Source organism: Burkholderia sp. Nafp2/4-1b (assembly GCF_003635165.1).
Taxonomy (GTDB): domain Bacteria; phylum Pseudomonadota; class Gammaproteobacteria; order Burkholderiales; family Burkholderiaceae; genus Burkholderia.
In genome coordinates, this window is the sequence record NZ_ML058601.1 from 89197 (window position 1) to 112287 (window position 23091).

20 protein-coding genes are annotated in these 23091 nt (G+C 67.6%); 5 read left to right on the top strand and 15 right to left on the bottom strand.

The window, feature by feature from the left end:
- The gene (gene acnA / locus C7H84_RS09910; protein WP_121858647.1) at positions 1–2718 is read left to right on the top strand and encodes an aconitate hydratase AcnA; all 2718 of its coding nucleotides are present in this window, start codon (positions 1–3) and stop codon (positions 2716–2718) included.
- A gap of 180 nt (positions 2719–2898) precedes the next feature.
- Here acnA and C7H84_RS09915 read toward each other — a convergent pair whose 3' ends face one another.
- Genes C7H84_RS09915 through C7H84_RS09925 form a run of 3 tightly spaced genes read right to left on the bottom strand, consistent with a single transcriptional unit; the run spans position 2899 to position 4087 of the window.
- Positions 2899–3339 carry a DUF1801 domain-containing protein gene (locus C7H84_RS09915; protein ID WP_121858648.1) on the bottom strand — a complete coding sequence of 147 codons (441 nt, stop codon included), beginning with the start codon at positions 3337–3339 and terminating at the stop codon, positions 2899–2901.
- The gene (locus tag C7H84_RS09920) at positions 3336–3767 is read right to left on the bottom strand and encodes an SRPBCC domain-containing protein (RefSeq protein WP_121858649.1); all 432 of its coding nucleotides are present in this window, start codon (positions 3765–3767) and stop codon (positions 3336–3338) included. Before C7H84_RS09920 ends, C7H84_RS09915 begins: the two co-directional genes overlap by 4 nt.
- On the bottom strand, positions 3764–4087 hold the full coding sequence (locus tag C7H84_RS09925) for a metalloregulator ArsR/SmtB family transcription factor (RefSeq protein ID WP_121858650.1): 324 nt from the start codon (positions 4085–4087) through the stop codon (positions 3764–3766). Before C7H84_RS09925 ends, C7H84_RS09920 begins: the two co-directional genes overlap by 4 nt.
- A 701-nt stretch (positions 4088–4788) precedes the next feature.
- Between C7H84_RS09925 and C7H84_RS09935 the strand changes: the two genes are divergently transcribed.
- Positions 4789–6528, top strand: coding sequence for a S53 family serine peptidase (locus C7H84_RS09935; protein ID WP_121858651.1), 1740 nt, complete (start codon positions 4789–4791; stop codon positions 6526–6528).
- A gap of 88 nt (positions 6529–6616) precedes the next feature.
- Here the strand turns inward: C7H84_RS09935 and C7H84_RS09940 are convergent, their stop codons facing one another.
- The 5 genes from C7H84_RS09940 to C7H84_RS09960 all read right to left on the bottom strand — a co-directional run bounded on the left by C7H84_RS09940 (position 6617) and on the right by C7H84_RS09960 (position 12795).
- Complete coding sequence (locus C7H84_RS09940; RefSeq protein ID WP_240462018.1) at positions 6617–8023, bottom strand: MFS transporter; 1407 nt, start codon at positions 8021–8023, stop codon at positions 6617–6619.
- Between the two features lie 320 nt (positions 8024–8343).
- Positions 8344–9180: an ABC transporter permease gene (locus C7H84_RS09945; RefSeq protein WP_040141016.1), complete on the bottom strand. Its 837-nt coding sequence runs from the start codon at positions 9178–9180 to the stop codon at positions 8344–8346.
- A gap of 38 nt (positions 9181–9218) precedes the next feature.
- Positions 9219–10475, bottom strand: a complete 1257-nt coding sequence (locus tag C7H84_RS09950; protein ID WP_162999262.1) for an ABC transporter permease — start codon at positions 10473–10475, stop codon at positions 9219–9221.
- A gap of 102 nt (positions 10476–10577) precedes the next feature.
- Positions 10578–11624, bottom strand: a complete 1047-nt coding sequence (locus C7H84_RS09955; RefSeq protein WP_121858654.1) for an ABC transporter substrate-binding protein — start codon at positions 11622–11624, stop codon at positions 10578–10580.
- A 76-nt stretch (positions 11625–11700) separates the two neighbouring features.
- Positions 11701–12795, bottom strand: a complete 1095-nt coding sequence (locus C7H84_RS09960) for an ABC transporter ATP-binding protein (protein ID WP_121858655.1) — start codon at positions 12793–12795, stop codon at positions 11701–11703.
- 187 nt (positions 12796–12982) lie between these two features.
- On the opposite strand from C7H84_RS09960, the gene C7H84_RS09965 reads away from it, so the two are divergent.
- Positions 12983–14506, top strand: coding sequence for a PLP-dependent aminotransferase family protein (locus C7H84_RS09965; RefSeq protein WP_121858656.1), 1524 nt, complete (start codon positions 12983–12985; stop codon positions 14504–14506).
- A 21-nt stretch (positions 14507–14527) separates the two neighbouring features.
- Here the strand turns inward: C7H84_RS09965 and C7H84_RS09970 are convergent, their stop codons facing one another.
- From C7H84_RS09970 to C7H84_RS09990, 5 genes are all read right to left on the bottom strand, one after another.
- Positions 14528–15580, bottom strand: a complete 1053-nt coding sequence (locus tag C7H84_RS09970) for a lipase secretion chaperone (protein WP_121858657.1) — start codon at positions 15578–15580, stop codon at positions 14528–14530.
- 3 nt (positions 15581–15583) lie between these two features.
- Positions 15584–16678: a triacylglycerol lipase gene (locus tag C7H84_RS09975; RefSeq protein ID WP_121858658.1), complete on the bottom strand. Its 1095-nt coding sequence runs from the start codon at positions 16676–16678 to the stop codon at positions 15584–15586.
- Positions 16679–16906: 228 nt separating this feature from the next.
- Positions 16907–19039 carry a TonB-dependent copper receptor gene (locus tag C7H84_RS09980; RefSeq protein ID WP_121858659.1) on the bottom strand — a complete coding sequence of 711 codons (2133 nt, stop codon included), beginning with the start codon at positions 19037–19039 and terminating at the stop codon, positions 16907–16909.
- Between the two features lie 83 nt (positions 19040–19122).
- On the bottom strand, positions 19123–19491 hold the full coding sequence (locus C7H84_RS09985; RefSeq protein WP_121858660.1) for a DUF2946 domain-containing protein: 369 nt from the start codon (positions 19489–19491) through the stop codon (positions 19123–19125).
- A gap of 156 nt (positions 19492–19647) precedes the next feature.
- Positions 19648–20181, bottom strand: a complete 534-nt coding sequence (locus C7H84_RS09990) for a cytochrome b (RefSeq protein WP_121858661.1) — start codon at positions 20179–20181, stop codon at positions 19648–19650.
- A 241-nt stretch (positions 20182–20422) separates the two neighbouring features.
- Between C7H84_RS09990 and C7H84_RS09995 the strand changes: the two genes are divergently transcribed.
- Positions 20423–21061, top strand: coding sequence for a Pr6Pr family membrane protein (locus C7H84_RS09995; RefSeq protein ID WP_121858662.1), 639 nt, complete (start codon positions 20423–20425; stop codon positions 21059–21061).
- Between the two features lie 48 nt (positions 21062–21109).
- Here the strand turns inward: C7H84_RS09995 and C7H84_RS10000 are convergent, their stop codons facing one another.
- Positions 21110–21844, bottom strand: coding sequence for a peptidoglycan DD-metalloendopeptidase family protein (locus tag C7H84_RS10000; protein WP_121858663.1), 735 nt, complete (start codon positions 21842–21844; stop codon positions 21110–21112).
- A 427-nt stretch (positions 21845–22271) separates the two neighbouring features.
- Here C7H84_RS10000 and C7H84_RS10005 point away from each other — a divergent pair, with 427 nt between their 5' ends.
- On the top strand, positions 22272–22592 hold the full coding sequence (locus C7H84_RS10005; protein WP_121858664.1) for a hypothetical protein: 321 nt from the start codon (positions 22272–22274) through the stop codon (positions 22590–22592).
- A 130-nt stretch (positions 22593–22722) separates the two neighbouring features.
- Here the strand turns inward: C7H84_RS10005 and C7H84_RS10010 are convergent, their stop codons facing one another.
- On the bottom strand, positions 22723–23067 hold the full coding sequence (locus C7H84_RS10010; protein ID WP_121858665.1) for a DUF4148 domain-containing protein: 345 nt from the start codon (positions 23065–23067) through the stop codon (positions 22723–22725).
- Between the last annotated feature and the right edge of the window lie 24 nt (positions 23068–23091).

The window sequence follows — 23091 nt, forward strand, 5'->3', positions numbered from 1 at the left end:
ATGGCCCACAATCTCCACAAGACCCTCAAGGAATTCGACAGCGGTTCCGGCAAAGGCAAGTTCTACTCGCTGCCGCAGCTCGGCAAGGAACTGAAGACGAAGATCGAGCGCCTCCCGGTGTCGATCCGTATCGTGCTCGAGTCCGTGCTGCGCAACTACGACGGCAAGAAGATCACCGAAGAACACATCGAGCAGCTCGCGAACTGGCAGCCGAGCGCGAAGCGCGTCGACGAGATTCCGTTCGTGGTGTCGCGCGTGGTGCTGCAGGACTTCACCGGCGTGCCGCTGCTCGCCGACATCGCGGCCATGCGCGGTGTCGCGGAGCGTTCTGGCAAGAATCCGAAAAAGATCGAGCCGCTGGTCCCGGTCGATCTCGTCGTCGACCACTCGGTCCAGATCGACTACTTCCGCCAGAAGGACGCGCTCGACCTGAACATGAAGCTGGAATTCCAGCGCAACAACGAGCGCTACCAGTTCATGAAGTGGGGCATGCAGGCGTTCGACACGTTCAAGGTCGTGCCGCCGGGCGTGGGCATCGTCCACCAGGTGAACCTGGAATATCTCGCGCGCGGCGTCCACAAGAAGGCGGACGGCGGCGACACCGTGTACTACCCGGACACCCTGGTCGGCACCGACAGCCACACGACGATGATCAACGGCATCGGCGTGGTCGGCTGGGGCGTGGGCGGCATCGAGGCCGAAGCCGGCATGCTCGGCCAGCCGGTGTACTTCCTGACGCCGGACGTCGTCGGTGTCGAGCTGAAGGGCAGGCTGCGCGAAGGCGTGACGGCCACCGACCTGGTGCTGACGATCACCGAAATGCTCCGCAAGGAAAAGGTCGTCGGCAAGTTCGTCGAGTTCTTCGGCGAAGGCACGCGCTCGCTGTCGCTGCCGGACCGCGCGACGATCGGCAACATGGCGCCGGAATACGGCGCGACGATGGGCTTCTTCCCGGTCGACGAAAAGACCATCGAATACTTCGAAGGCACGGGCCGCACGAAGGCCGAGATCGCCGCGTTCGAAAACTACTTCAAGGCGCAGAACCTGTTCGGCATTCCGCAGGCCGGCGACATCGACTACACGAAGACGGTCACGCTCGACCTCGCGACGGTCGCACCGTCGCTGGCCGGCCCGAAGCGCCCGCAGGATCGCATCGAGATCGGCAACGTCAAGTCGACGTTCACCGAGCTGTTCTCGAAGCCGGTCGCGGAGAACGGCTTCGCGAAGAAGGCGGACGACCTGAACGCGCAGTACACGACGAGCAACGGCGTCGACGTGAAGAACGGCGACGTGCTGATCGCCGCGATCACGTCGTGCACCAACACGTCGAACCCGAGCGTGCTGCTGGCCGCCGGCCTGCTCGCGAAGAAGGCCGTCGAAGCCGGCCTCACCGTCGCGCCGCACATCAAGACGTCGCTCGCGCCGGGATCGCGCATCGTCACCGAGTACCTGACGAAGACGGGCCTGCTGCCCTACCTCGCGAAACTCGGCTTCGAAGTCGCGGCTTACGGCTGCACGACCTGTATCGGCAACGCGGGCGACCTGACGCCGGAACTGAACGAAGCGATCATGAAGAACGACATCGTCGCGGCCGCCGTGCTGTCGGGCAACCGTAACTTCGAAGCGCGTATCCACCCGAACATCCGCGCGAACTTCCTCGCGTCGCCGCCGCTCGTCGTCGCGTACGCGATCGCCGGCAACATCACGCGCGACCTGATGACCGAGCCGGTCGGCAAGGGCAAGGACGGCTACGACATCTACCTCGGCGACATCTGGCCGACGAGCGAGGAAGTCCAGGCGCTCCTCAAGTTCGCGCTCGATCCGAAGAAGTTCGAGGACAACTACTCGAAGCTGACCAAGAAGGGCGACCTCTGGAGCAAGATCGAGGGCGAGACGGGCCAGGTGTACGACTGGCCGAAGTCGACCTACATCGCGGAGCCGCCGTTCTTCGGCAACGACTTCTCGATGGAGCCGGCCGCATCGATCCCGACCGTCCAGGGCGCACGCGCACTGGGCATCTTCGGTGACTCGGTCACGACCGACCACATCAGCCCGGCAGGCTCGATCAAGGAAGACTCGCCGGCCGGCAAGTGGCTGAAGGAGAACGGCGTGCAGAAGGCCGACTTCAACAGCTACGGCTCGCGCCGCGGCAACCACGACGTGATGATGCGCGGCACCTTCGCGAACGTCCGGATCAAGAACCTGATGATCCCGGCGAAAGCGGACGGCACGCGCGTCGAAGGCGGCCTGACGATCCACCAGCCGAGCGGCGAACAGCTGTCGATCTACGATGCGGCGATGCAGTACGTCGACGCCGGCACGCCGACCGTCGTGTTCGCGGGCGAAGAGTACGGCACGGGCTCGTCGCGCGACTGGGCCGCGAAGGGCACGCAACTGCTCGGCGTGAAGGCCGTGATCGCACGCAGCTTCGAGCGGATCCACCGCTCGAACCTGGTCGGCATGGGCGTGCTGCCGCTGCAGTTCAAGGGCGCGGACAGCGTCCAGTCGCTCGGCATCACCGGCGAAGAGACCTACGACATCGAAGGCCTCGGCGACGACTTCAAGCCGCAGCAGGACGTCACGCTCGTGATCCATCGCAAGAACGGCGAAACGACGCGCGTGTCGGTGCTGCTGCGCATCGATACGCCGATCGAAGTCGACTACTACAAGCACGGCGGGATCCTGCCGTTCGTGCTGCGCTCGCTGCTCGCAGCGTAAGCGCCCTGCTTTTGCAGGTGCCGCAGCCGCCTCGCGGGCGGTTGCGGCCGATTTGGATGCCCGACCTCGTGTCGGGCTTTTTTTCGTGCGCGGGTCGGTGGGTAGCCGCCGCAGTGCCGATCGCACGGCGCCGGCGGTCCGCCTTCGCGGGACCTCACCCGCCGGCATCCGGCTCGCGCGTCACGCCGCCTTGCTGGTTCGCGCCTTCGCGCCCGCGGAGGCACCCGATCGCGCGTTCTTCTTCAGATGCGTGCGGTTGTATTCGATCGCCGCGCGCACGAGATTCTTCAACGCCCGCTGGTCGATCCGGTCGCCTTCGAAGAAATCGATCGCACGGCGCGCGTTGCCGTCGAGACCGTCGTTGAACAGCTGGTCGGGATCGGGCAGTTTCGCACCGTGCATGAAGGTCACCTTCACCTTGCCCTTGTGCGCGTTCGCCACGGCGATCATTCCGTCGCGCGACCATACGGGGCTGCCCATCCATTTCCATTCCTCGACGATGCCCGCTTGCGCGCCGAGGATCGTGTGGCGCAGCTCGGCGAAGGTCTTGCCGCGCCAGTCGTCGATGCCGGCGATCAGCGCGTCGATGCGCTCCGACGGCGTGAGCTCGGTCGTGGTCATGCGTGGCCCTCCGTGCCTTCATCGGGACGCGCCAGCACTTGTTCGAGCGACGCGAAGAACTGCGCCCACCCGTGCTGCGCGCCGCGGTATGCCTGCTCCTGGTCCGTGCGGAAGCCGGCCTGCTCCATCCGCAACAGCGTGCCGCCGGGCGTCGGCGTGAGCGTCCATGTGACGACGCTTTCGAGGCCATAAGCGGCCCATGTATAGGAAAGCACGCGCTGCGGCTCGATCGTCAGCAACGTGCAGTCGACCGAACCCCAGTCCGCGCGGAAGCTGAACGTGCGGCCCGCGACGGGCTCGAAGTCGGTCTGCATCAGCCACGCCTCGATCAGGTGCGGCTGCGTGAGCGCGCGCCAGATCTTCTCCGGCGGATGCGACAGTTGCCGTTCGACGACGACGGTACGCGTTTCCGTAGTGGGCTGGTTCATTGATCCATCCTTTTGAGCAGATCTTCGAGAGCGTCGAACCGGTTCTGCCAGAAACCCGCCATCTGGCTGGTCCAGTCGATCAACGGAGTCAGCGCCTGCGGCTGCGCGCTGTAGTGCGTCTGCCGGCCTTCGTGGCGGTCGCTCACGAGCCCGGCCTGCCTCAGTACGCCCAGATGCTTCGATACCGCCGGCTGCGACACGCCGGCGTGGGCCGTCAGCGCGGCCACCGTGAGCTCGCCCTCCTCGCAGAGACGCTCGAACAGCGCGCGGCGGGTTGGATCGGCGAGTGTCCGGAACAGCATGTCGTGAGCGTTTTGCATGGTTTTATTCATAACCCGATGGTTATGGATTGAAGAATAGCGCGGGCTCGGCGCACGTCAAGGAGGAATTTCGCGGGGCGGCCGGTCGATCATGCAGCGAGCGCCGTTCGCCGAAGCAGACGGAGCGGCGGACAACCGGCTCGAGAACGACGTCGGCCGCGCGTCGGGTCGAAGGCATCGCCTCGATTCGAGCATTTCCTCTAATCCGTTCGTGCACAGCGCGAACCGAAAGCACGCTGCAAGACTCGGCAACGCGCTGTTCCACAGTTCGGGACACGCACGCGCTCGACTGGCCCCGTTTTTGTGCAACCGCATGTCGGGACGTCTTCGCGCCTGCGCGCCGGCGGCGCTTGACCACATAGTGCAACGCGCGACGCCTCCACGACCGATCGCAGGCGCTGCACGCGCGCGGTGCTACGCTCCGCGATCGCGCGCATTCCGATACCGCAACGAACGCGCCGTGCGCGCAAACGTCGTCGACCGTCGCGCGGTCGCGTCGCGAACCGGTTCCCGTTGCCGGCGGCCGCCACCTCGAGCAGGAACGCCGCATCGCGGGCGCACGGGCACACCGATGTCAGAACTGACAGCTATGGAAACTGGCAGCTACCTGAACGGCACCGACGCCCTACGCTCGTCACCGCTCGCGGCCCCACAAGGGCCGGGGCTTCCAGTAACGTCGTCCCTCCTAAAAAGGACTCCCGATGAAAAGGAATGCCCGGTTTGCCCTTCCCCTTCCGTCGCGCCGCCGCCTCGCGTGCGCGTGGCCGCTCGTGTTCGCGGCCGGTGCCGCGCATGCGACGACGGACTGGGTCGACACCCACACGAAGGCCTTTCTGACCGGCCCGCAACTGACGGCGCGCAGCGCGGCGCCGTCGCTCGAACTCGCGGCCGGCGAGACGACCGACGTCGTCGTCAGCCTGAAGCTGCGCAATGCCGCACAGCTCAAGCAGCTCGCGCACGACGTGAACCGGCCCGGCAACGCGCACTACCGCCAGTACCTGACGCCCGAGCAGTTCCTCGCGAACTACGCGCCGACCGAAGCGCAAGTGAAGTCGGTCGTCGACTATCTGCGCAAGAGCGGCTTCGTGAACATCGAGGTCGCGCCGAACCGGCTGCTGGTGTCCGCGCGGGGCACGGCCGGCACGGTGAAGACCGCGTTCAACACGTCGCTCGTGCACTTCCAGTACGCGGGCCGCTCGGGCTTCGCGAACGCGTCGACCGCGCAGGTGCCGCGCGCGCTCGGCGACGTCGTCGGCTCGGTGCTCGGGCTGCAAAACGTCGCGCGCGCACGGCCGCTGCTGCGCACCGGCAACGTCGCGAAGCCGCAGGCGCTCGCGGCCGGCACCGCTACCGGCCACTATCCGAAGGAATTCCCGGCCCTTTACAACGCGACCGGCGTGCCGACCGCGGCCGGCGTGACGGTCGGGATCGTCACGATCGGCGGCGTGTCGCAGACGCTGCAGGACCTGAAGCAGTTCACGTCGGCCAACGGTTACGGCACGGTCTCGACCCAGACCGTGAAGACCAACGGCACCGGCACGACCGGCAGCTACAGCGACGACCAGGACGGCCAGGGCGAATGGGATCTCGACAGCCAGTCGATCGTCGGCTCGGCCGGCGGCCAGGTCGGCAAGCTGACGTTCTACATGGCGGACCTGAACGCCGCCGGCAACACCGGGCTCACGCAGGCGTTCAACCGCGCGGTGTCGGACAACACCGCGAAGGTGATCAACGTGTCGCTGGGCTGGTGCGAGTCCGACGCAAACGCGGACGGCACGATCGACGCCGAAGAGCAGATCTTCACGACAGCCGCCGCGCAGGGCCAGACGTTCTCGGTTTCGTCAGGCGACGAAGGCGTGTACGAGTGCAACAACCGCGGCTACCCGGATGGCGCGAACTACACGGTGTCGTGGCCGGCGGCGTCGCCGCACGTCGTCGCGGTCGGCGGCACGACGTTGTATACGACGTCGGCGGGCGCGTTCTCGAACGAAACGGTATGGAACGAAGGGCTCGACGGCAACGGCAAGCTGTGGGCGACGGGCGGCGGCGTCAGCACGGTGCTGCCGGCGCCGGCGTGGCAGTCGGGCAGCAACCGTCAGTTGCCCGACGTGTCGTTCGATGCCGCGCAAAGCACGGGCGCGTACATCTACAACTACGGCCAGTTGCAGCAGATCGGCGGCACGAGCCTCGCCGCGCCGATCTTCACCGGCTTCTGGGCGCGTCTGCTCGCGGCGAACGGCACCGGCCTCGGCTTCCCGGCCGGCAAGTTCTATGCGGACATTCCGTCGAACCCGTCGCTCGTGCGCCATGACGTCGTGTCGGGGAACAACGGCTATCAGGGATATGGCTACAACGCAGGCACCGGCTGGGACTATACGACCGGCTTCGGCAGCCTGAACATCGCGAACCTCAACAAGCTGATCCAGACGGGCGGCTTCTGAGCGTGACGTGATGTGATGTGCGGGCGCGCGGCGGTCGATCGTCGCGCGCCGGCCGGGAAAGACTCGGGCAGCGGGCGGGCGCGGCGCCCTACTCCGTCGCCCGCTCCTTCGTCGCTGTCGTCGCTGTCGTCGCTGTCGTCGCTGTCGTCGCTGTCGTCGCGACCGGCGCAACCGGCGCGCCGGCCCGATGCGACGGCGCGAACAGCCGCAGCCCGCTCGCGACGCTCGCCGCGCCGGCGAAACCCGCACCGAGCATCAACGCGAGCGTGGGCCCGTGCCGCCCCGCGATCCCGAACGACAGCGCGACGAGCGCCGCGCCGGTCGCCTGCCCGATCAGCCGCGCAGTCGCGATGATCCCGCTCGCGCCGCCGCTGCGCTCGGGTGGCGCGCTCGACATCAGCGCCTTCAGGTTCGGCGACTGGAAAAAGCCGAAGCCCGCGCCGCACAGCATCATCCGCCAGCCGATGTCGACGACGCCCGGCGCCGCCGGCAATGCAGCAAGCGACACCATCCCCGCGCTCAGCAGCGCCAGGCCGATCGCGCCGAGCAAGCCGGGCGGATAACGATCGGACAAGCGGCCCGCGATCGGCGCGGCAAGCGCGACGATCGCCGACCACGGCGTCATCAGGAAGCCAGTCTCCACCGCGTCGCGATGCAGGACGGTTTCGAAGTAAAACGGCAGCGACACGAATGCGAGCCCCTGCGCGGCGAACGCGCATACGGCCGTCAGCGCGGACAAGGTGAACACCGGCCGGCGGAACAGGTCGACCGGCAGCATCGGCGCGGGGTGGCCGGCCTGACGACGAATCAGCAGCCAGCCGAACGCGAGTGCGACCGCGGCGGCCGCGAGCACGACGGACAGCGGCCCGCGCTGTGCGAATTCGCCGAGCGCGAAGATCAGCGACGCGAACGTGATCACGTTGAACAGCGCGGCGAGTGGATCGAACACATGCTTGCCGCGCGCCGTCTGCGGCAGCGACGGAATCGCGACTGCCAGCGCGAACACGCCGAGCGGCACGTTCACCGCGAACAGCCACGGCCAGGCGGCCACCGACAGGATCAGCGACGCGATCGTCGGCCCCACCGCGAACGACACGCCGACGACGAGCGCGTTGAAGCCCACGCCGCGCCCGAGCCGGTGCGCGGGAAACAGGTTGCGGATCAGCGCGACGTTCACGCTCATGATCGCGCTCGCGCCGAAGCCCTGCACGATGCGCGCCGCCGTCAGTTGCGGCAGGGTCGCCGCGAGCGAGCAGCCGAGCGACGCGAGCGTGAACACCGCGAGGCCTGTGACATACACGCGCTTGTGACCGACGATGTCGCCGAGCGACGCGAACGGCAGCAGCGTCGCGACCATCGCGAGCTGGTACGCATTGATGATCCACACCGACGCGGCGGGCGACGCGTGCAGGTCGGTGGCGATCGCGGGCAGCGCGGTGTTCGCGATCGCGGTGTCGAGCGTCGCGAGCGCGACGGCGAGCAGCACGGCGGACATCGCACGCCAGTTGACGGCCGGCTCCCGGTTGCCGGCGGGGGATGCGAATTCGGATACGGACAAGATGGGGCTCGGCTGACGAGCGACGCGCGGCGTCGCGGATTGAGCGGCGCGGCACCGAACGCCCCATGCAACGGCAACGGAACGCGCGGCACCGCGAACCGTATTGTTGCAGAGCCGCCTCGAACGTGCAGGCGAGCGCGTCGTCAGTCAGCGAAACGAAAGCTTCGGCGCACCGCGTCGGGTTCGCGACATCGTTGGGGACGCAACGATCGGCGGCCCGGCGGCCTGCCGAACGGTGCGCGTGCGGCCGACGCTATTTACGACACCGCGCGCCGCGCATTGCGTCCGCGCAGCCATTCGAGCGCGAGCAGCAGGCTCGTCGAAAAGATGATCAGGATCGTCGCGAGCGCGGCGATCGTCGGGCTGATGTTCTCGCGGATCCCGGTGAACATCTGGCGCGGCAGCGTCGTCTGGTCGGCGCCCGCGAGGAACAGCGTGACGACGACTTCGTCGAACGACGTCGCGAACGCGAACAGCGCGCCCGACATCACGCCCGGCGCGATCACCGGCAGCGTCACGCGAAAGAAGGTCGTGACCGGGTTCGCGCCGAGCGACAGGCTCGCGCGCACCAGGTTCTGATTGAAGCCCTGCAGCGTCGCAGCCACCGTCGTCACGACGAACGGCACGCCGAGCGCCGCGTGCGCGGCGATCAGCCCCGTGTAGGTATTCGCGAGCCCGAGCGGCGCGAAGAACAGGTACATGCCGACGCCGACCACGACGACGGGCACGATCATCGGCGACAGCAGCACGGCCATCAGCAGCCCCTTGCCGCGGAAGTCCGCCTTCGTGAGGCCGATCGCGGCGAGCGTGCCGAGCACGGTCGCGACGACGGTTGCCGACGGCGCGACGATGAAGCTGTTCTTCGCGGCCATCCGCCATTCGTCGGACGCGATCAGGTTCTCGTACCAGCGCGTCGAGAAGCCCGGGATCGGATAGACGAGGAACGTGCTCGACGAGAACGACAGCGGCACGATCGCGAGCACCGGCAGGATCAGGTACAGCAGCGTCAGCACGACGAGCACGCGCAACGCGACGTACCACGCGCGCTCGACGAACGACATGTGCGGCGCGAACAGCGGCCTGGCGAGTTTCATGGTGGGCATCCCCTTCCCGTTTTCCCTGTGCCCGGCGCTCAGCCGAGGCTCACGTTGGTGCGCGTGAAGCGCCCGTACACCGCATACAGCACGAGCGTCGCCGCGAGCAGCAGCCCGCCGAGCGCACACGCCATGCCCCAGTTGATCGTCACGTTGGTGAAGTACGCGACGTAATAGCTGACCATCTGGTCGTTCGGCCCGCCGAGCAGCGCGGGCGTGATGTAGTAGCCGATCGCGAGGATGAACACCAGCAGCGCGCCGGCGCCGACGCCCGGATAGGTCTGCGGCACGTACACGCGCCAGAACGCGGCGAACGGATGGCTGCCCAGCGACACCGCCGCGCGCTGGTAGGTCGGCGGGATCGACTTCATCACGCTGTACAGCGGCAGGATCATGAACGGCAGCAGGATGTGCGTCATCGAGATGTACACGCCGACACGGTTGAACAGCAGCGTCAGCGGGTGCGAGATCAGACCGCTGCCGATCAGCGCCGTGTTGATCAGCCCTTCGCTCTGCAGCAGCACGATCCACGCGGCGACGCGCACCAGCACCGAGGTCCAGAACGGAATCAGCACGAGGATCATCACGAGGTTCGCGCGGCGCTCCGACAGCGTCGAGATCCAGTATGCGAGCGGATAACCGAGCAGCAGCGCGAACAGCGTGACCGCCACACCGATCACGAACGTGCGGCCGAAGATCGAAAGATAGATCGACTGGTCGGGCTCGGCCTGCACGATATGGCCGAAACCGTCCTGCTTGTGGTCGAGCGCGGCGAGCAGGTAGAACGGCGACACCTGGCTGCCGTTTTTCGCGATCGCCTGCCAGTACGCGACGTCGCCCCAGCGAGAATCGAGGTCGACGAACTTCGCACGGGTCTGCGCCGGCGTGAGCGCCGCGCCGTTGTCGCCCTTCAGCGGCATCGCACGCGCCGTCTTCGCGACGAGCGAGCGATAGCCGGGAATCTCGGTGTTCAGGCGCCGTGCGAGCGCGCCCATCGCCTCACTGTCGGCGACTTTCGTCATGTCGGCCGCGAGCGCGGCATACGCGGCGTCGGCCGGCGGTGCCTTGCGGTCCCAGCCCGACAGCGCGGCCACCGTGTTCGGCAGCGCGGTCGCGATCTCGGGGTTCTGCACCGCGCGCGTGAGCAGCGTGCCGATCGGCACGACGAAGATGAGCAGCAGGAAAACCGCGAGCGGCGCGATCAGCAGCAACGCCATCGTGCGCTTGCGGGCCTCGGCGGCCTTCAGCTCGCGCTTGAGCGCGGCTGTCGACGGCGAAGAAGGAGCAATCGTCATCGTGTTCAACGGTTCTCTCCGGCCGGGCTCGATCCGGCGGAATGCCGCGCGACGCGTTCGACGCATCGCGCGGCAGGTTGCATCAGGACACCTGAGTAGCGGTTACTTCGTCGCCCACGCGGAGAAGCGCTGTTCGAGCTCGTCGCTGTGGTCGGTCCAGAAGCCGATGTCCTCCAGCACCGCGTTCTTGCCGTTGGCCGGCGAGTTCGGCAGGTTCGCGAGCGTCTTCGCGTCGAGCGACTTGATCGCCGCGACGTTCGACGGGCCGTACGCGATGTGTTGCGCATACGCCTGCTGCGGCTTCGGCGTCAGCGTGTACGCGATGTACTGCTCGGCGAGCGCCTTGTTCGGCGAGCCCTTCGGAATCGCCCAGTAGTCGAGGTCGTAGATGCTGCCGTTCCATACGACCTTCAGGTTCTTGCCTTCCTTCTGAGCGGCATCGATGCGGCCGTTGTACGCGGTCGACATCACGACGTCGCCGGCCACCAGGAACTGCGGCGGCTGCGCACCCGCTTCCCACCACTGGATGTACGGCTTCAGCTCGTCGAGCTTCTTGAATGCGCGATCCTGGCCGGCCTTCGTGCCGAGCACCTTGTACACGTCCTTCGTCGGCACGCCGTCGGCCATCAGCGCGAATTCGAGGTTGTAGCGCGCGCCCTTGCGCATCCCGCGCTTGCCGGGGAATTTCTTCACGTTCCAGAAATCGGCCCAGCCGGTCGGCGCGCTCTTCAGCTTGTCCGCGTTGTACGACAGCGCGGTCGACCACACGAAGAAGCCGACGCCGCACACCTGCGGCGCTTCCGGAATCAGGTCGGACTTCTTCGCGATCTTCGACCAGTCGAGCTTCTCGTACAGCCCTTCGTCGCAGCCGCGGTTCAGGTCGCCCGATTCGACTTCGACCACGTCCCAGTTGACGTGCTTCGCCTCGACCATGGCCTTCACTTTCGCCTGCTCGCCGTTGTACTCGACGGCCGTGACCTTGTTGCCGGTCGCCTTCTCGAACGGCTGGTTGAATGCGGCCTTCTGCGCGTCGCCGTTGGCGCCGCCGAAGTTGACGACCGTGAGTTCGGCCGCGCTGGCCGATGCGCCGACGGCGGCGAGCGCCAGGGCGAGTGCGGTACGACGCGCGATAGAGCTTGCTCCGTTCATGATGGTTCCTCTGCTCTCGTGGTGGAAGTGAGCGTTGTTGTTGACGACGTGCTGCGGAAAAACGGGAAACCCTGCGTCACGCGAACACGCGCAGGTGCTCGGGCGAGAATGCCAGCGATACCGGCGCGCCGGGCGAGAACGCGTCGAGCGCGCCCGTGCCGAGCGGCACCTTCACGAAGCATTCGTCCTGGCCCGGCAATGCGCAGCGCATGCGCACGTGATCGCCGAAATAGATGAGGCTGCGCGCCTCGCCGGTCACGCGGTTCGCGGTGCTGCCGTTCATATGCCCGTTCGCGAGGCTCATGCGTTCCGGGCGGATGCATGCGACGGCCGGCGCGCCTTCGGCCGCATCGCCGATGCGGCGTCCGACGAGCTGCGTGCCGTCATCGAGCCGGAATTCGCAGAATTCGCCGTCGACGCGCGCGATGGTGCCGCGCAGCCGGTTGCTGTCGCCGATGAAGTTCGCGACGAATTCATTGCACGGCGATTCGTACAGGCGGTCGACGGTGTCGAGCTGCTGCACGATGCCCTTGTCGAACACGGCGACGCGATCGGACATCGTCAGCGCCTCGCCCTGGTCGTGCGTCACGTACACGAAGGTCACGCCGAGCTTCTCGTGCAGCGCCTTCAGTTCGTACTGCATGTGTTCGCGCAACTGCTTGTCGAGCGCGCCGAGCGGCTCGTCCATCAGCACCAGTTTCGGTTCGAACACGAGCGCGCGAGCGAGTGCGATGCGCTGCTGCTGGCCGCCCGACAGCTGCGCCGGATAGCGCTTCGCGAAGCGTTCCATCTGCACCATCTTCAGCGCATGCGCGACGCGTTCCGCGCGCTCGCCGGCCGACAGCTTGCGTACGGTGAGCGGATACGCGACGTTCTGCTCGACCGTCAGGTGCGGAAACAGCGCGTAGTTCTGGAACACCATGCCGATGTTGCGCTTGTGCGGCGGCACGGAATTCAGCAGTTCGCCGTCGAGGCGGATCTCGCCGCCCGTCGGAAACTCGAAGCCCGCCAGCATCATCAGGCAGGTGGTCTTGCCCGAGCCGGACGGCCCGAGCAGCGTCAGGAATTCCCCTCGCTGGATGTCGAGGTCGAGCGATTTGACGACCAGCGTCTCACCGTCGTAGGTCTTCCGCACGCCGCGAAAGCTGACGATCACATCATCGGACTTCATCGTGGCTGTCCCCTGGCTGCGCGACAAAACGTTTATGAATGCCCCCAAACCTGTCGCTGCGCGCCAGGCCCCCCGAGGGGGTCAAGAAAACTTGGGGCGGCCCGGCGTTTTCTTGCGAGATGGGCCACTATACGGCCCCCACGGTTCTATACTAGGGAACCATTTCAATATTCCTAGTAGGACCACTTTGGATACCGTGATCCTGGCCGACTGGCTGTCCGCCCGTCTCGACCGCAGCTCGTCCGAGCCGATGTACCGGCAACTGCTGCAACAGATGCAGCAAGCGATTCTCACCGGGGAATTGGGGCCAGGGACAAAGCTCCCAAGTTCGCGCACGCTCGCGGCCGACCTGTCGATCGCGCGCAATACCGTGCTGCACGTGTACGACCAGCTGACCGCCGAAGGGTACGTGCTGACGACGACCGGCAGCGGCACCTACGTGGCGGACACGCGGCCGGACGCGGCCGCGATCCGTGCGCCGGGCGCCGCGCCGCCGGCGCTAGACAGCGGTGCGCTACGTCTGCCGGACGCCCAGGGCGGCCTGTCGATGCGCGGCCGCCAGCTGATCGAGCATGCAGGCGTGTCGCGGCGCCAGTGGGGCGCGTTCATGCCGGGCGTGCCGGACGTGTCGGAATTCCCGAGCCGCACGTGGAGCCGCCTGCAGGCGCGGCTGTGGAAGGAAGCGAATCCCGAGCTGCTGACGTATGCGCCGGGCGGCGGCTACCGGCCGCTGCGCCGCGCGCTCGCCGACTACCTGCGCGTCGCGCGCTCGGTCAAATGCTCGCCGGACCAGGTGATCATCACGACCGGCATCCATCAGTCGATCGACCTCGCGGTGCGGCTGCTGTCCGACATCGGCGATCGCGCGTGGGTCGAGGAGCCATGCTACTGGGGCGTGCGCAGCGTGCTGCAGGCGACCGGCCTCGCGCTCACGCCGGTGCCGGTCGACCAGGAAGGCCTCGATCCGAGCGCGGCCGACATGCAGCATCCGCCGCGGCTCGTGCTCGTCACGCCGTCGCATCAGTACCCGCTCGGGATGGTGATGAGCCTCGCACGGCGCCGGACGCTGCTCGAGTACGCACGCCAGCACCGCTGCTGGATCATCGAGGACGACTACGACAGCGAATTCCGCTACGGCAGCCGCCCGCTCGCGTCGCTGCAGGGGCTCGACGACGGCGGCCGCGTGATCTACGTCGGCAGCCTCGGCAAGATGCTGTTCCCGGGGCTGCGGATGGGCTACATGGTCGTGCCCGAGCATCTGGTCGACACGTTCCGCACCGGGCTGTCGGAGCTGTATCGCGAGGGCCAGCTGATGCAGCAGGCCGTGCTCGCCGAATTCATCATGGACGGGCACCTGACTTCGCACGTCAGGCGAATGCGCACGCTGTACGGCGAGCGCCGGCAATTGCTGATCGATGCGATCCATGCGCGCTTCGGCGACGCGCTGCCCGTGATGGGCGACGAGGCCGGCCTGCATCTGGTGCTCGGCCTGCCCGACGCGTGCGACGATCGCGCGGTCACGCAAAGCGCGTTCGACGCCGGCGTGATCGTGCGCCCGCTGACCAGCTACTACAGCAACCTCGACACCGCGCGGCGCGGGCTGCTGCTCGGCTATGCGTGCGTCGCGCACGAAGGCATCGGCCCCGCGTTCGACACGCTCGCAGCTACCATCGAACAGCATCTGCCGCGGCACGTCACGCGCGCGGCCTGACCGCGGGCATGGTTGCGTGCACTACTGGCCGTGCGCCCGCTCGGCAGCGGCGGCGCGATCGAGCGACGCCGCGCGCACCGCTTCGCCGGGCTTCGTGAACAGGCGCTGCCGCAGCGCGGCAATCCGCGCATCGCGATCCTGCGGCGACAGCCCGGCCGCGTCGATCTGCGCGCGCTGCGCCGCATAGTCCGCGTAGCGGCTCTGCCACGATGCGTCGTCCTGCTGCATCTGCGCGACGCGCGCCGCGGCTTCCGGGCCGAGCGCCTGCGTCAGTTGCGCACGCAGCGCGTCGGGCGTCGCGCCGCTCTTCTGCAACTGCGCGATCTGGTCGACCGCGGCCTGCTGCCGATCGGCCTTCTGCCGTGCCGCGCGTTCGTCGGCCGGCATCTGCTGTGCGAGCGCGGCGAGCCGCTCCGCCTTCTGCGCATCCGTCAGCGAGCGATCCTGCGCGATCTTCAGCCGCGCGAGATCGTAGCGCTGCCGCCATTGTTCGGCACCGAAGAACGGCTGGCTCCAGTCGCCCAGCGTCCGGTACGCGATCGACGCGCGCTGGTCGAGCGCGAGCTGCAACGCACCGAGATCGGACTTGTCGACCGCGCCCGCGTCGGGCAGCTTCGCGAGCGCGTCGAGATACGCGCGGTACCGGTGCCAGACGTCGAGCGCCTCCGGTTGCGCCAGCGTGCCGTCGAGCTGCGCGGCGATCTCGCGCACGACGAGCGCATCGAGCGCGGCCGCGCCCAGGTCGCTCTGCGCGGTCAGGCAATAGTCGAAGAAATCGCGCACCGCGCGCGACTTCGCGAGATGGCCGCCGGCATCGAGCGGCAGGCGCGGCGCGCTGGAACCGGCGAGCGGAGACGGCAGGCCGGCGCTCGCCGGCAATGCGGGCTGCGGCACGCCGGTCGCCGCACTCGCGCCCCCAGGCACTGCCGCAGCCGGCGGCGCATGCGTGGCATCCGTTCCGCGCTGCGACGCCGCGCCGCTCCAGAGCGCGACGCCGGCAATCGCCGCCAGCCCCACCGCACCGTAGATCGCCACGCGCCGCGCGAGCGGCGCGCGCCCTTCACGTACCGTCATCGATCACACGCCCGCGAGCTGCAGCCGGTTCGCATGCGTGCGGATCACCGCGACAGGATCTTCCGCGTACGCACCGCGCACGCCGAGCAGCTGGTTGATCTCGTCGAGATGGTTCCACTTGTAGTTCGTGCTCAGCACCTTCCCGTACAGCGCGCTGCACTTCGACACGAGCCCGTCGTTCTGGCCGGAGCCGCGATTGATCATCACCGTGCCGGTGCCGAGCAATGCGAGCGTGGACAGGTCGAGCGCGTTCGCCGGGTCGATCACCGGAAGCGTGCTGGTATCCGTCGCCCCCGTGACGCCGAATGCGGAAATCGTCGGCTGGATCGCCGTGCCGGCCCACGAATACAGCAGGTGCGTATTGCCGCCGACGGTTTCCGTCGGTGCACCCGTCTGGCAACTGCCCGGCGCGCCGAGGCCGGCACTCGGATAGTTCTGGTTGTACGCGGCGGCCTGCGCGGTCGTCAGCGTCTTCAGCGCGGCGAGCGCGTCCTGGTTCGTGTTGTGGCTGCTGCTCGTCAGGATCCCGAACACATTGACGAACGCGGCGATCACCGACGACGACAATCCGGTCGGATCGACCGCGAGCACGCTCTGCACGAAGTCCGCGAATTCCGAGCCGCGATGCGGCGTGCCGATCGTCGTCACCGACGCGACGAGGTCGGGCGCCACGGCCGCGACATAGCGCGACGTGAGGCCGCCCTGGCTGTGACCGACGAGGTTCACCTTGGTGGCCCCGGTCGCGGCGAGCACCGTCTTCACATAGGCGAGCAGTTGTTCGCCGCGGCCGTTCGGGCCGTCGTCGCTCTGAAACCCGGACAGGTTCGCGACGTAGACAGTCGCACCGTGCTGCTGCAGATCCTCCTGAATGCCGTACCAGTACTCGAGCACGCCCGCGTACTTGTCGGTGCCGGTAAGCCCGTGCACGAGGATGATCGGATAACGCGTCGCCGCGTAGTTGTCCGCCGGCGCGGTCGCCGCCATCGCCGTGCGGGTCGTCGCGAGCGTCAGCGCCGCGGTCGTCCCCGCGAACGGCGCGACGCTCATCGCGCATGCCACTGCCCCTGCCACCACCCTGGAACGCATCGATCTGGCCATGCATGTTCTCCTGATTATTGTGCTGCCGGTGCGAATGAGGATCGACACGCACGGCAGGTCGCGAACCATCGCGCGCTGCCGTGCGTGTCGAATGCGGGAGTGAATCACGAGTGGCGAACGTTTACGCCCCGACTAGATACGGTTCTCTAATCGGTTGACGTACCGCGCCCGTTCGGGCGGGGCCGCATTCATGCGCGCGCATGCTGCATCGCACACGCGCGCCGTGCGTTACAGCTTCGCGCTCACGCGCAGCCATGCAGTGCGCCCCGGTTCCATCACCGGCGCGTTCGCCGGATAGCCGAAGCCCGCGTTGCCGGCGAGGTTCAGGTGCTCGGTATAGGCCTTGTTCAATACGTTGTCGATGCCGACGGAGACCTGCACCTTCTTGCTCACGTTGTACTGCGCATGCAACGACAGCACGCCGAATCCGGCGCTCGGGCCGAAGTCCTTGCCGACCACGTTGCCCTCATTCAGCGCATAGCGATGCTGCGGCGCAACGACGCGCCACAAGCCGCCGGCCGACCATGCGCCGTGCGTGTATTCGAGCCCGAACCGCGCTTCGAGCGGCGGCATCTGCGGCAACGGATCGCCACTCGCCGTGTTGCGCCCCCATGCATAGGCGAGCGACGTCTCGACGCGCAGCGGTGCGACCGGCCGCCACGACACGCCGGCTTCGCCGCCCATGATCTGCGCATTCACGTTGGTCGCCTGCGTGGTCGGGCCCATCATCCCGGTTGCATAGTTGAACAGGATGTAGTCCTGCACATATCCCGCGTAGGCCGACACCCATGCATCGAACCGGTCGCCCTTGTACTGCGCGCCGATGTCGAGCTGCGTGGTCTTTTCCGGCTGCACCGCCGAGAACGCGTTGATCGCACCGGCCGGCCCGCGCTTCGCGGAAAACAGCTCCCAGTAGTCCGGATAGCGTTCCGCGTGGCCGATGCCCGCGTACCACGTGACCGGCAGCGACGCGAGATCGCGCTCGTAGCGCACGAAGCCGCTCGGCAGCACGCGCGCGCGATCGTCGTCGAACGTGGGATTCGGCTTGCTCATCATCATCCCGCTCGTGGTTGCGCGCTTGTCGCGCGCGCTCGCGTAGTCGACCCGCGCGCCGCCGATCACGCGCGACGCATCGCTCGCGTACCAGGTGAGCTCGCCGAACGCACCCGCGTTCCACATCGTCGCCTGCGCATTCCACGGCTGGTCGCCGTAGTTCCGGCGCCCCATCGCCGAGCGCGCGTCGAGCCGGTTCGACTGCGCGTCGACGCCGGTCACGAGCTTGAAGTCGTCGCCGAAGCGGAACGTTGCAGCGGCCCGCGCGCCGAGCGTGCGGCGCCGCACTTCGGACGCCATCCGCATCGGCATGCTGCTGGTCGGGTCCGGCTGACGCAGCGTGGTGTTGTCCATCACGTGGTCGGCTTCGTTGTAGTACACGCGCGCGTCGATCCGGTCGAGCACATCGCCGATATGCCGCTTGTCGAACGAAAGGCCGAACGTCTCGCGGCGGAAATGCGCGCCGTCCATCCCGCGCCCCGCGTAGCGCGCATAGCCGTCGCCGGTGCCGGCCGTCAGTTCGACGCGCGTGTGGTCGTCGGGCGTCCAGCCGAGCGCCGCGTCGGCATTCCACTTGTCCCATTGCGACGGCACGGTTTGGCCGTTGCCGTCCTGGTAGTCCTGCGCGTGCGCATGGTTCGCGATCACGCGCCCATAGACGTCCGGCGTGCCGGCCGTCACGTCGACGTTCTGGTCGTTGCGCCCGAACGAGCCGCCGACCACGCTGCCGTCGAAGCGCATGCCGGGGCGCTCGAAACGCGGCGTCATGCGTTCGAATAGCACGGTGCCGGCCGACGCGCCGGGGCCGTACAGCACGGTCTGCGGCCCCTTCACGACCGTCACCTTGTCATAGCTTTCCGGCGCGATATACGAGGTCGGCGCGTCCATCCGGTTCGGGCACGCGCCGAGCGTCGGCAGCCCGTCCGCAAGAATGTTCAGCCGCGAGCCGAACATTCCGCGCAGCACGGGGTCGCCATTGGTTCCGCCGCTGCGGATCGACGTAAAGCCGGGAATCGTCTTCAGATAGTCGGCGCCGTCGCTCGCCGGCAGCGGCTGGCGCGGCGTCTTCGGATCCGTGACGACGACGAGCGGCGTCGTCAGCGGCGACGCGACGACTTCGACCGGCGGAAGCAGCGCGGCCGCGTCGTCCGCCGGCGCACCGGCCGCATGCGCGGATTCGGTCGCGGCCGCCGCCGCGGTCATCGCGCTGACGGCCAGCGCGGGAACGGTGAGTGTCAGCATGCGCGGCATGCGCCGCGCACGGGAATGGCGCGCCGCCCTCGGCGCGCGCAAGGAAACCATGGTCATGATCGAAAGCCCGAGTGACGCCCTCCACGCGGCCTCGACGGACCGCACGGATATTGGCGATGAAGAAAACGGAAGACAGCGCGTCAGGCGCGCTCGGGCGGTGCGCGCGCATAGGCGCGCGGATAGCCGTCGGCGTGCACCGCAACGGCATGCGGCACGGCGACGGAAACGGGATGGGCGGGAACGAAGGCGAGCGACGCGGCGGACGCGCCGCCGATCGCGGGGCTGTGCGCGAAGAAACCGCAATAGCCGCACGCATCGAGATGCCGTGCATGATCGTGCGCTTGGCCGGCATCGGACGCACGATGCGCGCCATGCTCGGCACCGCAGACGATCGCGTCGGGAATGGCGGCCTGCGCGATGCGCCACTGCGACACCAGCGGCGCCGCGATCGCGAGCCAGATCGCGAACACGCCGAGCCAGGCGGTCAAGTGACGATGTCGATGCAGCATGCGCGGCGACGCGTAAGCGGAATGTAAAAACAGCCGAGATGTTACCGAATGTTCGTTGCGCTGACCAGTCGCGCACGACGGTAAACGCACCGGGGGCGCATGGTTGTCGACACAACCATGCGCCCCCGGCTGTTGCGCGGCTTCAGCGCGCGGCGCTCACACCATGCGGCGCAGCACGTCGTCGCGCCGGATGAAGTGATGGTAGAGCGCGGCGAGCGCATGCAGCCCGATCACGAAGTAGAACGCGTTGCCGATCAGTTCGTGCGCTTCCTTGATGGTCGGCCGCAATGCTTTGTCGGGGCCGAACAGCGTGAACGACACGCCGATCCAGTCGAGCGACACGGGCTTGCCGGCCATGTTGATCATCATGATGCCGAGCAGCGGCTGCGCGATGATGAATACGTACAGCGCGATATGCGCGAGCGTCGACAGCCACTTGAACAGCGTTGCCTGCGGGATGGGTTCCGGCACGCGGCTGATCATCCGCCACAGCACGCGCAACACCGACAGCACGAGTACGAACGTACCGGCCAGCAGGTGCACGTTCATCCAGAACGCGCGACTGTCGCTGCCTTTCGGTCCGCGAATCTCGATGGCAAGGTAGGCCAGCGCCACCAGCAGGAAGATGGCCCAGTGGAAGAAGATGGCCGGCGAACTGTAGCGCGTCTGTTTCGCGAGGATGTTTTTCATGCGTTGTCTCGTGATTCTCGTATGGTGTGCGGGGTATGCGGGGCAGGCACCTGCCGCGGCTGGCCGATGCCGGGCGGTTGCTCCGATTGTAGCGTCAGGCGCGGCCGGCATTGCACGACCCGATCAAATATCCGAAGAATCCGCACGGCCCGCGCGGCGGCCGCGCCATAAGGAAAATCCGCATCGCGCCCGCGCGCCGCTGTGGCACGATGAAGCTTTGGTGCGACGTTGCGCGGGCATCATGAGCAAAGCGTTCTTCGTTGCGGCCTACCGGCTGATCGCCGCGTTGCTCGCGGTGTCGACCACGCTGCACAGCGTCGCCGACTACTGGCACATGCCGACCTTCCATCTCGGCAACTACCTCAGCTACTTCACGCAACTGAGCAGCCTGTATGCGGCGGCGATGCTGGTCGCGGGGCTGTCGCGCGTCACGCGCGCCGGCTCGGCGCGCTACGAATCGATGCGCGGCGCCGCCGTGCTGTACATGTTGATCACCGCGATCGTCTACGAACTGCTGCTCGCGCGGCTCGATGCGCTGCACCACGTCACGCCGGCGTTCAACAACTGGGTCCTGCACCGGATCGTGCCATTCGTGGTGCTGTGCGACTGGCTGTACGTGGAGCCGCGCTCGCCGGTCCCGCAGCGCAGCGCGTTCGTATGGCTCGCCTTTCCATTCGTCTATCTCGGCTATACGCTCGTGCGCGGATCGGTGGAGAACTGGTATCCGTACCCGTTCGTCGATCCGCGGCCGCACGGCTACCTGCCGGTCGCCATTCAATGTTCGCTGATCGCGCTCGGCGCGGCAGGGCTCGCGCTGGGTATTCGCTGGCTCGGCAATCATGCGAGGCAGTCCGGCACCGCGGAACTCAAGGAAGGATGAAGGCGGGAACGTGCGCGCCGCGCGGCGCGCACGTCGTCAGGCGGCGCGTCAGCCGCCGTTGCGCGGCAGGAAGTTGATCGGATCGACGACCTTGCCGTTCTGGCGGACTTCGAACTCGAACGTCGCGCGCCCGCTCGCGTCGGTGCCCATTTCGGCGACCTGCTGGCCCGCGCGCACCGCGTCGCCTTCGTTGACGAGCAGCTTGCCGTTGTGCCCGTAGGCCGTGATGAGGCCGTTGTCGTGCTTCAGGATCACGAGCGGGCCGTAGGCCTTGACGCCGGTTCCGGCGTAGACCACCCGCCCGTTCGCCGCGGCCCGCACCGAATGGTCGGGCCCCGACGCCGCGATCACGATGCCGCGCGTCTTGCCGGCCGTGAACGGCGTCGCGACGATGCCGGTGGCCGGCCAGGCCAGCGAGCCGGGTTGCGCGGCCGCGGCGGACGGTTGTCCGAGCGACGTCGCGGCAGGCGGCGGCGCGACCCGCAGCACCTGGCCGGGCGATACGGCGTCGTTCGGCGACATGTGGTTCCAGCTGGCCACGTCCTGCACGCGCTGCCCGTAGGCGGCGGCGACGCCGGCGAGCGTGTCGCCCGGATTCACGCGGTAATAGCCGGCGATCACGCCGGGCGTGGCGGCCGACGTCCGCGTCGGCTGCCGCACCGGCTGCCAGCTGTCGGTCCATGGCGTCATCGTGCAGCCCGTCAGCGCGGCGGCCGCGACGACAAACGCCGCGAATGGCAGCCGGCGCACGAGCGCTTCGTGGATCGGAATCGTTTTTCTCAAGGGTCCTCCCGGATTTGCGTCGTTGCGTCGCCCACCGCCCTCCGGCATGCGACGCACGATGTCCGGCCGAACGGCCGGACCAACCAGTATCCGACCGCTCTCGCGGCCGTCAGTTTCCACAGCGGAACGCCGACGCAAATGGGCTCATCGGCCCCTTTTTCACGCCGTTTCAGCGTCGTTCCGAGCGGCAAAGATACCATTTGTCGCGCTCGGGACTGCGACAGCCGCCCGATCCGGCAACAATCTTGCCGTGGCAGAAACGGCGGCCGGCCCTCCGGGGACCGCTTCGCGCGACGCGCGGGCACCGGGCGGGCTCCGGCGGCAGGCCGAGGCCACCGGCCAGGTCGAATCAACGATCGGCGCTGCCGCTGGCGCCTCCTATACTCGAAGATGCACAGCGCGATCGAGCGATAACGAGGAGATCACCATGAATAATGCGACGTTTCTGTCCGTGCAACTCAATTCCGAAGATTTCGCCGGTTCCAGCGGCCTCGTCGAATTGCTCAACCAGCACCTGATGTTCGCGACGGATGTCGCCGAGGCGGCGGACGCGCTCGTTCAACTGGCGAGCGTCGCGCACCTGAGCGGCGCGACCCGCCACAGCGTCGAGCTGCCGGTGCTCGCGATCGAGCGGTTGCGCGACGCGCTCGACACGCTGAGCGGCTACGACGCGTCGTGGCTGCAGGCGCTGGAGCCGACCGATGCGCTGTTCCGCGACATCGGCCGCGGCCCGCGGCCGCTGCACTGACGCTGCCGATCCAGCCTCCCGCCAACGAAAACAGCCCGCCGTTCCGGGATGCGGAACGGCGGGCTGCGTGTACTGCTCGGGGCCGGATCAGGCCGCGTGTGCGGCGGCGATCGGCGCCGACTTGCCGCGATTAACGACCCTTGTAGACCGGTGCGCCGTCCGACACGCGCTTGACTTGCCAGCCGGTCTTGGCGGCTGCCGGAGCGGCCGACTCTTGCTGGGCAACCGGTTGCGCACCGTAGCCGCTCGTATCGGCAGCGGCGACGTTCTGTTGCGGGTTCACACGGGCTTCAGCTGCCTGGATGCCTGCCGGGTAGTCGGTCCGGTCGCTGCCCAGCTTGTAGCCGGCTTGTTGCAGGGCGGAGAGTTCAGCCTTCACCTGCGCACGGGTAACGGGTGCGTTCTGTTGGGCGAACGAGACGGCGGGAACGGCGAGGACAGCAGCTGCAGCGAACGTTGCGATCAGCGATTTCATGATTACCTCCGGGATTTTTTTGCT